Annotated in this window: 9 protein-coding genes and 1 tRNA gene; 8 read left to right on the forward strand and 2 right to left on the reverse strand. The window is 63.8% G+C overall.

Annotation, left to right across the window (positions count from 1 at the left end):
* Both ABHR76_RS08460 and ABHR76_RS08465 read right to left on the reverse strand, forming a co-directional pair.
* The coding region (locus ABHR76_RS08460; RefSeq protein WP_488212534.1) for a P-type ATPase actuator domain-containing protein at positions 1–1,379 on the reverse strand (1,379 nt) is incomplete at its 3' end.
* A 76-nt stretch (positions 1,380–1,455) separates the two neighbouring features.
* Positions 1,456–1,532, reverse strand: a tRNA-Arg gene (locus tag ABHR76_RS08465).
* A 204-nt stretch (positions 1,533–1,736) separates the two neighbouring features.
* Between ABHR76_RS08465 and aroF the strand changes: the two genes are divergently transcribed.
* The 8 genes from aroF to aroQ all read left to right on the forward strand — a co-directional run bounded on the left by aroF (position 1,737) and on the right by aroQ (position 10,170).
* Positions 1,737–2,759 (forward strand): 3-deoxy-7-phosphoheptulonate synthase, encoded by a 1,023-nt coding sequence (gene aroF / locus ABHR76_RS08470; RefSeq protein ID WP_022094767.1) that lies wholly within the window; start codon positions 1,737–1,739, stop codon positions 2,757–2,759.
* A 3-nt stretch (positions 2,760–2,762) separates the two neighbouring features.
* The gene (locus tag ABHR76_RS08475) at positions 2,763–3,677 is read left to right on the forward strand and encodes a prephenate dehydrogenase (RefSeq protein ID WP_346977348.1); all 915 of its coding nucleotides are present in this window, start codon (positions 2,763–2,765) and stop codon (positions 3,675–3,677) included.
* 36 nt (positions 3,678–3,713) lie between these two features.
* A complete protein-coding gene (gene aroB, locus ABHR76_RS08480; RefSeq protein WP_346977350.1) occupies positions 3,714–4,820 on the forward strand; it encodes a 3-dehydroquinate synthase in 1,107 nt (368 codons plus the stop codon).
* Complete coding sequence (gene aroA / locus ABHR76_RS08485) at positions 4,814–6,133, forward strand: 3-phosphoshikimate 1-carboxyvinyltransferase (protein WP_346977352.1); 1,320 nt, start codon at positions 4,814–4,816, stop codon at positions 6,131–6,133. Before aroB ends, aroA begins: the two co-directional genes overlap by 7 nt.
* A gap of 1 nt (position 6,134) precedes the next feature.
* On the forward strand, positions 6,135–7,232 hold the full coding sequence (gene aroC / locus ABHR76_RS08490; RefSeq protein ID WP_346977353.1) for a chorismate synthase: 1,098 nt from the start codon (positions 6,135–6,137) through the stop codon (positions 7,230–7,232).
* 39 nt (positions 7,233–7,271) lie between these two features.
* Positions 7,272–8,417: a prephenate dehydratase gene (gene pheA / locus ABHR76_RS08495; RefSeq protein ID WP_346977355.1), complete on the forward strand. Its 1,146-nt coding sequence runs from the start codon at positions 7,272–7,274 to the stop codon at positions 8,415–8,417.
* Positions 8,418–9,668 carry a shikimate kinase gene (locus ABHR76_RS08500; protein ID WP_346977357.1) on the forward strand — a complete coding sequence of 417 codons (1,251 nt, stop codon included), beginning with the start codon at positions 8,418–8,420 and terminating at the stop codon, positions 9,666–9,668. It abuts the gene before it with no gap.
* 64 nt (positions 9,669–9,732) lie between these two features.
* Positions 9,733–10,170, forward strand: coding sequence for a type II 3-dehydroquinate dehydratase (aroQ, locus tag ABHR76_RS08505; protein WP_346977358.1), 438 nt, complete (start codon positions 9,733–9,735; stop codon positions 10,168–10,170).
* Positions 10,171–10,236 lie beyond the last annotated feature (66 nt).

Here is a 10,236-nt window from a genome sequence, read left to right on the forward strand (position 1 = left end):
GGCGTAAAGCCGTCCACGCGCGCCACCACGAGCACGCGGCAGGTATCGGCAAGCTCGGCGACACGGTTCTCGACCTGGGCAAAAACACGATCAGAGAGCACAAACTGCGCCGCACCCATCACATAGGAGCCCTGCGCAAACGAAGCGCCACTCCATTTTTTAGACGACGAGAATGGAATGACCGACAGCGGCTCAGACACCTCGACCGGGCGATCGGCGTAATAGTTGAGCAGCGCCTGGCAGGTCTCGTTGGCATCGGCCGAAGTCGCACGCGCGACGTTAGCCAGCGCAAAATCGAGCACCGTGGTATCGACGGGAACGGCCGCCTCGTCCGAGCCGGCGCCTAGGCTCACGCCCTCAACCGGCAGCGGATACGTGCCCTCGACCTCCATGCGGCCCGACGTGATGGTGCCCGTCTTGTCCAGGCACAGCACGTCGACGCGAGCGAGTGTCTCGATGCAGTAGAGCTGCTGCGCCAGCACCTTGCGGCGAGCCAGGCGCACCGTGGCGATGGCGAGCACCGACGAGGTCAGCAGCACCAGGCCTTGCGGGATCATGCCCAGCAGGGCGCCCACCGTGGACAGCAGCGCCGACGAAGGCACATGACCAGCCAACAGCTCGGAGAAACACCACGAAAGCGCGCTATCGCCCGGGGTTCCCGCGGCATCCCACAGTTCGCTCACACTCGAGGCAAACAACGCCAAACCGAGCGGGATCATGATGATGCTCGCAAAGCGAACGATGGCGTTAAGCGCGTTCATGATCTCGGAATTAACCTTTTTGACGTACTTGGCCTCGTTATTAATTTTGGCCACGTAGTTGTCGGCGCCGACATGGATCACGCGGGCGCGCAGCAGGCCCGAGTCGATAAAGCTGCCGCTCATGAGCTCGGAACCGGGCTGTTTCTTAATAAGGTCGCTCTCGCCCGTCAGCAGACTCTCGTTCACGAGCGCCTCGCCCGAAACCACCACGGCGTCGGCGGGAATCTGGTCGCCGCGCCCCAGGCGGATGATGTCGTCGAGCACGATCTGGTCCAGGTCGAGCTCCACCTCGGCGCCGTCGCGCACCGCGATGGCCTTCTTGGAGGTCAGCAGCGTGAGCTTATCGACCATCTTCTTGGAACGCATGGACTGGATGACGCCAATAGCGGTATTGAGGAACACCACGAACAGGAACGTCAGATTCTTAAACGAACCGGTCAAAATGACCAGGAACGCCAAGATCACGTTGATCAAATTGAACAACGTGCAGAGGTTCTCGATGATGAGCTCTTTGACCGACTTGGTCTTGAGCTCCATGTTGCGGTTGATCTTACCGGCGGCGATGCGCTCCTCGACCTCGGCGGTCGAGAGTCCGCGCTCGATATCCGTTGCTGCCATACCACGTCCCATCACGTCGCGTCGGTATAAGAAAAACCGCCCGGACCATGCGAGGTTCGGACGGTCTTACGTTCGATGGTGCCCCATGTTGGATTCGAACCAACGGCCTTCTGCTCCGGAGGCAGACGCTCTAATCCCCTGAGCTAATAGGGCCAACGTTTGGCATTATACCCAAGTGCACCACGGGCTATCAAAATAAAAGAAAAAGCTTTGCAATTACGTGGGAGACGCGGTGCAACGGCCCACTTTAGAAGGCAAAAGCGAGTCAGATAGTATAAACTTTCATGCACCATATATACACGGCTCGCAATGCGGGCCGTTTTTGCAAAAATTATCCATCGAGGTGAGAGGCACACCATGATTGCAATTCTAAAGCAGAGCGCCAGCGACGAGGCCGTCAGCCATATCGTCAGCTGGATTGAGAAAAAAGGCCTGAAGACCGACGTCTCGCGCGGCGAGAACGAGACGATTATCGGCCTGGTGGGCGATACGACCAAGATCGACCCGTTCCTGCTCGAGTCCATGGATGTCGTCGAGCGCGTGCAGCGCGTCTCCGAGCCGTTCAAGCGCGCAAATCGCAAGTTCCACCCCGAGGACTCCGTCATCGACTGCGGCCACGGCGTCAAGATCGGCGGCGACCAGTTCCAGGTCATCGCCGGCCCCTGCTCCGTCGAGGGCGAGAACCTCATCCGCATCGCACGCCGCGTAAAGGCCGCCGGCGCCACGATGCTGCGCGGTGGCGCCTACAAGCCCCGCACCTCCCCCTACGCCTACCAGGGTATGGGCCCCGCCGGGCTGGACCTGCTATGCGAGGCGTCTGCCGAGCTCGACATGCCGATCGTCACCGAGATCATGGACCCGCGCGACGTGCAGGTCTTCCTTGACAAGAAGATTGACGTCATGCAGATCGGCGCCCGCAACGCCCAGAACTTCCCCCTGCTCAAGGAGGTCGGCAAGACCCAGACCCCGATCCTGCTCAAGCGCGGCATGTCCGGCACGATCGATGAGCTGCTTATGGCAGCCGAGTACATCATGAGCGAGGGCAACGACAACGTCATCCTTTGCGAGCGCGGTATCCGCACCTTCGAGACCCGCACCCGCAACACCTTCGACCTCAACGCCGTGCCGGTGCTGCACCACCTGTCGCACCTGCCTGTCGTCGCCGACCCCAGCCACGCCACCGGCTACACCCGCTACGTTGAGCCCATGGCGCTCGCCGCGACCGCCTGCGGTGCCAACGGCCTGGAGATCGAGGTCCACGACGAGCCGAGCCGCGCCTGGTCCGACGGCGCCCAGGCCCTCACCCCCGATCAGTTCGACGACACCATGCGCCGCATCCGAGCCATCCGCGAGGTTGTCTGCCAAGAGACCATGGAGTAGCTCATGGGTACGGTGAGAAACGCGCGCGTTAACCAGGGCGGCCCCAAGTGCGCCGGCATCGTCGGCCTTGGCCTCATCGGCGGTAGCTTTGCCCGCGGCTATGCGCAGGCGGGCGTCCGCGTGCTGGCCTGGGACCCCGATGACGATGTCATGACGGCCGCCAGCATGGGCACTGTCGCCGGAGAGCTCAACGGCAAGACACTCGGCGAATGCGACATCATCGTCCTGGCTTGCTATCCCGAGGCATGCATCGAATGGCTCGAGGCGCATGCCCAGGCACTCGCCGACGCCACCGACACCGACGCCATCATGGGTCCCGTGGTGATCGACACCGTGGGCGTCAAGGGCATTGTGTGCGAGCGCGCCTTTGAGCTTGCCCGCGAGCACGGCTTTTACTTTGTGGGCGCGCACCCCATGGCGGGCACCCAGTTCTCAGGCTACGCTCACTCCCGTGCCGACCTGTTCCAGGGCGCCCCGCTCGTGCTCGTGCCACCCGCGGTGGACGATGCGCTCAAGCTGGAGCTTTTGGGCCAGGTGCGCGAGATGGTGCGCCCCTTGGGCTTTGGCAAGTTCAGCGTGACCAGCGCCGCCGAACACGACCGCGTCATCGCCTTCACGAGCCAGCTTGCGCACGTGGTATCCAACGCCTACGTCAAGAGCCCCACCGCCCAGGTCCACCACGGCTTTTCGGCCGGAAGCTACCGCGATCTCACCCGCGTGGCGCACCTCAATCCTCAGATGTGGTCCGAGCTTATGATCGACGACGCCAATGCGCTCGCCTTCGAGATCGACCACCTGATCGAGTCGCTTGGCGCCTACAGCCGCGCCCTTAAGGACCGCGACCAACGCTATCTGGAGAATCTCCTTGCCGAGGGCGACCGCATCAAGCGCGCGCTCGACGACGAGGCCTCCCACTAGACCACCTATCACGCCAGGTCGAAAGGACCGAAGCTTATGGCGATTACCATCGATATCGACACCGCACGCCCCTACCAGGTGCATGTTGGCACGTTTTTGCTGGAGCAGGCGGGGCCGCTCGTGCGCGCCACTGCCGGCGGCGCCAAGGCCGTCATCGTGACGGACACCAACGTGGGCCCGCTCTACCAGATGCCCGTTAAGCAGAGCCTGGAGGCGTCAGGCTACGAGGTGAGCATCTGCACCTTCGAGGCCGGCGAGGCCCATAAGCGCGCCGAAACCTATGTTGCCATTTTGGAGTTTGTGGCCGAGCACGAGCTTTCGCGCTCCGACGTGATCGTGGCACTCGGGGGCGGCGTCGTGGGCGATGTGGCGGGCTTTGTGGCCGCCACCTACATGCGCGGCTGCAAGTTTGTGCAGATCCCGACGAGCCTGCTCGCCATGGTGGATTCGTCGGTGGGCGGCAAGACCGCCATCGACCTGGCTGCCGGCAAGAACTTGGCCGGCGCCTTTTGGCAGCCGAGCGTGGTTATCGCTGACGTGGGGTGCCTGGCCACCCTCACGCCCGAGCAGTTCGCCGACGGCTGCGGCGAGGTCGTCAAGCACGCCGTGATCGCCGACCCGGAGCTTTTCGCCGAGCTGGAGAAGACCCCGCTCACGCTGGAGCTGCTCAACCGCGATGTGGCCCGCGTAGCACTCATCATCGCCCGCAACATCGACATCAAGCGCGCCGTGGTCGTCGCCGACGAGCACGAAACCAACCAGCGCAAGCTGCTCAACTTTGGACACAGCGCCGGACACGCCGTCGAAGCCTGCGAGCACTTTGAGCTCGGGCACGGCAACTGCGTGTCGATCGGTATGGGCATCATCACGCGCGCCGCGGCCCTGCACGGCGCCTGCGATGCTGCACTGCCCGGTCGTATTGAGGAGCTCTGCGCCCGCCATGGCCTCAAGACCCGCTGCGACCTAGATGCCGATGCCGTCTTTGCCGAGGCGCTCCACGACAAGAAGCGCGCGGGCGACACCATCGACCTGGTGATTCCGCACGGCATTGGCCGCTGCAGCATCGACCGCACGCCGCTTTCCACTTTCCACGAACTCATTGCCGAGGGCCTCGGCCAGAAGGGAGACGCATCCGCATGCTAGCCCGCATCACCCCGTCCCCGCTTAAGGGCACCGTTCCCGCCATCGCGTCCAAGTCGATGGCGCACCGTCTCATCATCTGCGCTGCGCTTGCCAACGGCGAGACACACGTCGCCTGTAACACCACCTGCGCCGACATCGAGGCTACGGTGCGTTGCCTTACGGCCCTGGGTGCTCGCATCGAGACCGTCGAGGACGGCTTCCAGGTCCACCCCACCATGAAGAGCATTGAATTTGGCCTGCTCAAGGCCCTTGCCGGTGGCACGCTCGACTGCGGCGAGAGCGGCTCCACGCTGCGCTTTATGTTGCCCGTCGCCTGCGCGCTGGGCGCAGAAGCAACTTTTATGGGTCAGGGACGCTTAGGCGCCCGCCCGCTGTCCCCGCTCTCGGACGAGATCATCGCCGCCGGCTGCGACCTGCAGGGCCTGGGCGGTTTTCCGCTCAAGACGAGCGGACGCATGCGCCCGGGCACTTTCGTGCTGCCGGGCAACGTGAGCTCGCAGTATATCTCCGGCCTGCTGCTGGCAGCCCCGCTGCTGGCCCAGCCCTCCTGCGTGCAGGTGACCGGCCTCATCGAGAGCCGCCCTTACATCAACCTGACAATCCAGGCCATGAAGGCCTTTGGCGTCGAGGTCAACGTCGAGCGCATTCCGGCCAAGGACGGCCAGCCCGAGGTCACGAACTTCCGCGTGAGCAGCGGCTCGTACCGCACGCCCGGCAGCGTAGCCGTCGAGGGCGACTGGTCCAACGCCGCCTTTTGGCTGTGCGCCGGTGCCATCGGCACCGACCCCATCACCGTCGAGGGCGTGTCGCTGAGCTCCGCACAGGGCGACCGCAACGTGCTCGCCGCGCTTTCGCGCTTTGGTGCCCGCATCGTGCGCTCCACCAACGCCGCCACCGTGCAGTCCGACAAGCTCGCCGGCTTTGAGATGAGTGCCCACGACATTCCCGACCTGGTGCCCGTTATCTCGGCCGTGGCCTCGCTGGCACAGGGCCGCACCTTTATCCGCGATTGCGCCCGTCTGCGCATCAAGGAATCCGACCGTCTGGCCACCACCACCCGCGAGCTCACCGCGCTGGGCGCGCAGGTGCGCATTGCCGGTGACGACCTCATCATCAAGGGTGTCGATGCCTTTACCGGCGGCGAGGTCGATTCGCACAACGACCACCGCATCGCCATGATGGCCGCCATCGCCGCGAGCCGTGCCACCGGCGAGGTCGTGATCCACGGCGCCGAGGCCGTCAACAAGTCCTATCCCGATTTCTTCGACCACTACCGCCTGCTGGGCGGCAAGGTCACACTCGAGGAGGAATAGCATGTCCTCGACCTTTGGCAACGTCTTGCACTTAAGCATCTTCGGCCAATCGCACTCCCCCGCTATCGGCTGCTCGCTCGATGGCATCCCGGCGGGCATCGCCGTGGACCAGGAGGAGCTGCAGGCCTTCCTCGACCGTCGCGCCCCCGGTCGCGACGAGACCGCGACCAAACGCCGCGAAGCCGACGCCGCCCACATCATCGCCGGTGTTGTCGATGGACATACCACCGGCGCGCCCATCGCCGCGATTATCGAGAACACCAACACGCGCTCCAATGATTACTCCGAGCTGCGCCGCAAGCCCCGTCCCGGACATGCGGACTTCCCTGCGCGTGTGAAGTATCACAACATGCACGATGTCGCTGGTGGCGGGCATTTTTCCGGCCGCCTAACGGCACCCTTATGCATCGCCGGCGGGATCGCGCTGCAGGCGCTCGAGGCCCGTGGCATCAAGGTCATGGCGCACGTCGCGCAGATCGGCGGCATCTCCGACCTGCCGATGGACGATATGGTCTATCGCGAGGCCGACCGCAAGGCGATCCTTTCGAACGACCTGCCTTGCATTGACGCCGCCGCAGCCGGCCGCATGCGCGAGGAGATCCTAGCCGCGCGCGACGAGCTCGATAGCATCGGCGGCATCGTGGAGTGCGGCATTTACGGGCTTCCCACGGGCATCGGCGACCCCATGTTCGACGGCATCGAGAACCGCATCGCGCAAATCGCGTTTGGCATTCCCGCCGTAAAGGGCGTGGAGTTTGGCATGGGCTTTGCCGTGGCCGCCATGCGCGGCAGCGAGAACAACGATCCGTATCGCATCGACGCCGAGACCGGCGAGATTGAAGTCGAGTCCAACAACGCCGGCGGCATTCTGGGCGGCATCTCCACCGGCGCGCCCGTCATGTGGCGTATGGCCGTAAAGCCGACACCCTCTATTGGCCGCGAGCAGCAGACCGTAGACATGGACGCCATGGAAAATGCCGAGCTCTCGGTCCACGGTCGTCACGATCCCTGCATCGTCCCCCGAGCCGTCCCCGTAGCCGAAGCAGCCGCGGCGCTCGCCATCTGGGACGCCCTCCTCGAGGACGCCGCCCAGCGCTAACCCGCCCACCCCGGGCAATGATTCACGAAAGGGGTCCCTATGGACCTTGCTGACATCCGCCAGACCATCGATGGCATCGACACCACGCTCCTCAACAGCTTTATCGAGCGCATGGACATTGCCACCGAGGTCGCCAAGTCAAAAATCAAGATGGGCAAGGCCGTCTTCGACCCCGCCCGCGAGCGCTCCAAACTCAACAACCTCGCCAGCCGCGCGCCCGAGCGCTATGAGGCGCAGACCATCACCCTGTTTCGTCTCCTCATGAGCATGAGCAAGGCCGAGCAGCAGCGCTACATCAACGAACTCAAGGGCATCACCGTCTCGCAAAAGGCCCACGCCACGGCTGCAGCCTCCGACACGCCCTTCCCTCAAACTGCCACCGTCGCTTGCCAGGGCGTTGAGGGCGCTTACAGTCAAATCGCCGCGTGCAAGCTCTTCGACGTGCCCGACATCGCGTTTTTCGAGACCTTCGAAGGCGTTATGCGCGCTGTGCGCGACGGCTTCTGCGAGTTTGGCGTGCTGCCCATCGAGAACTCCACCGCCGGCTCGGTCAACGCCGTCTACGACCTGCTCGCCCAGTTCGACTTCCATATCGTGCGTTCGCTGCGCCTCAAGATCGACCACAACCTGCTCGTCAAGCCCGGCACCAAGCTCGCGGACATACGCGAGGTCTACAGCCACGGCCAAGCCATTGCCCAGTGTGCCGGCTTTATCGAGTCCCACGGCCTGCACGCCACCAAGTACCCCAACACGGCCATGTCGGCCGAGATGGTCGCCAACTCCGAGCGCACCGACGTCGCCGCCATCGCCTCGCGCAGCTGTGCCACGCTGTATGGCCTCGAGGTGCTGGAGCCCAATATCCAAGACTCGGACAACAACTACACGCGCTTTGTCGTCATCAGCCGCGAGCCGCGCGTCTACCCCGGCGCTAATCGCACCTCGCTCATGATCACCACGGCCAACGAGCCGGGCGCCCTCTATCGCGTGCTCGAGCGCTTCTACGCACTCAACATCAACCTCATCAAGCTCGAGAGCCGCCCCATCCCCGGCCGCGACTTTGAGTTTATGTTCTACTTTGATCTGGACTGCCCCTTTGGCAGCAAGGCCCTCGACGACCTGCTCGATTCCATCGACGACGTGTGCGAGAGCTTCACCTACTTTGGCAGCTACACGGAGGTGCTCTAGATGACCGATACCGCCGCAACCCGCCCCTACGGTGTGCTGGGCCGCGTGCTGGGCCACAGCTACACCCCGACCATCTACAAAGAGCTCGCTGGGCTCGATTACGTGCGATTTGAGCGCGAGCCCGAGGACCTCGCGGCCTTTATGACGGGTAAAGAATGGGAAGGCACCAACGTGACCATCCCCTACAAACGCGCCGTCATGAACTACCTGGACGAGCTGAGCCCGCTCGCCGAGCGCATGGGCAACGTCAACACCATCACGCGCCTAGCCGACGGCCGCCTGCGCGGCGACAACACCGACTACTTTGGTTTTCAGTGCCTGGTCGAGGAGCTGGGGGTTGAGGTTGCCGGCAAGAAGGCTCTCGTGCTCGGAGCCACCGGCGGCGCCGGCACCACGGCAAGCATGGTACTCGGCGACCTGGGCGCCACCGTGGTGCCCGTGGGCCGCACAAGCGAGGTCAACTACGGCAACATCGCGCAGCAATCCGACGCCGCCCTGCTCGTCAACTGCACGCCCGCCGGCATGTTCCCCCATTGCCCCGACGCGCCTTGCACGCTCGAAGGGCTCGATGCGCTCGAGGGCGTCATCGACATTGTCTACAACCCCGCCCGCACGGGACTCATGCTCGAGGCCGAGCGCCGCGGTATCCCCTGCATCGGCGGTCTGCTGATGCTCGTGGCCCAAGCGGCACAGGCTGTTGAGCGCTACACCGGCCAGGTCACCCCGCGCAAGCGCATCCTGGATGTAACGGAGCGCTTGTCACGCCGCGAACAGAACATCGCGCTGATCGGCATGCCGGGCTCGGGCAAGACCCGCGTGGGTGAGCAGATTGCCCTGCTCACGGGTCGCGAGCACATCGACCTGGACCGCGCCCTCGAGGAACGCCTCGACATGCCCTGCGCCGACTTTATCGTCGAGCGCGGCGAGGCGGCCTTCCGCGAGCAGGAGACGGTGGCTCTGTCCGACATCTCCAAGCGCAGCGGCTTGGTGCTCTCCACCGGCGGCGGCGTGGTCACACGCGACGAGAACTACCCGCTGCTGCACCAAAACAGCCAGATCTTGATGCTCAATCGCAAGCTCGACGAACTCGCCCACAAGGGACGCCCTATCACCGCCCGCGACGGCATCGACAAGCTGGCCGAGCAGCGCATGCCGCGCTACCGCACCTGGGCCGACTACATCATCGACTCACGCGACTGCGCCGCCAACACCGCCCGTGCCATCCTCGACACCCTCCCACCCGCTCTCTAACCAAAACCACCACAAAGGGGACAGGCACCTTTGTGGTGGTTTTCCAATCGCAAAGGAAGCAACCATGAAAGCACTCGTCATCAACGGCCCCAACCTCAACATGCTCGGCATTCGCGAGCCGGGCATCTATGGCAGCGACAACTACGACCGCTTAGTGCAGATCTGCCAGGAAGCGGGCGCTGCACAGGGCTTCGACGAGGTCGAGGTCTTCCAGTCTAACCACGAGGGCAGCATCGTCGACAAGATCCAAGAGGCCTACGGCAAGGTCGACGGCATCGTCATCAACCCGGCGGCTTACACGCACACGAGCGTCGCGATCCTCGACGCCCTCAAGGCCGTTGCCATCCCTGCCGTCGAGGTGCACATCAGCGCCGTAGAGACGCGCGAAGACTTCCGCCAGGTGAGCTATGCACGCCTAGCTTGCTTCGCCACCATCACCGGCGAGGGCCTGAAGGGCTACGCACATGCGCTAGAGCTGTTGAAAGAGCATCTGCTACACTAATCCCTGGGACAAAGACATCAGATATGTTTGTCCCTAAACTAAAGTAACTGTCCAATCGACATACAA

The organism is Collinsella aerofaciens (genome assembly GCF_039752985.1).
GTDB classification, from domain to species: domain Bacteria; phylum Actinomycetota; class Coriobacteriia; order Coriobacteriales; family Coriobacteriaceae; genus Collinsella; species Collinsella aerofaciens_BT.

Bases quoted from the DNA above. Each gene is read 5' to 3' on its own strand.
- aroA (WP_346977352.1), top strand. From the start codon at position 4,814: ATGCTAGCCCGCATCACCCCGTCCCCGCTTAAGGGCACCGTTCCCGCC.
- aroC (WP_346977353.1), top strand. From the start codon at position 6,135: ATGTCCTCGACCTTTGGCAACGTCTTGCACTTAAGCATCTTCGGCCAA.
- aroF (WP_022094767.1), top strand. From the start codon at position 1,737: ATGATTGCAATTCTAAAGCAGAGCGCCAGCGACGAGGCCGTCAGCCAT.
- aroB (WP_346977350.1), top strand. From the start codon at position 3,714: ATGGCGATTACCATCGATATCGACACCGCACGCCCCTACCAGGTGCAT.
- ABHR76_RS08500 (WP_346977357.1), top strand. From the start codon at position 8,418: ATGACCGATACCGCCGCAACCCGCCCCTACGGTGTGCTGGGCCGCGTG.
- pheA (WP_346977355.1), top strand. From the start codon at position 7,272: ATGGACCTTGCTGACATCCGCCAGACCATCGATGGCATCGACACCACG.
- ABHR76_RS08475 (WP_346977348.1), top strand. From the start codon at position 2,763: ATGGGTACGGTGAGAAACGCGCGCGTTAACCAGGGCGGCCCCAAGTGC.
- aroQ (WP_346977358.1), top strand. From the start codon at position 9,733: ATGAAAGCACTCGTCATCAACGGCCCCAACCTCAACATGCTCGGCATT.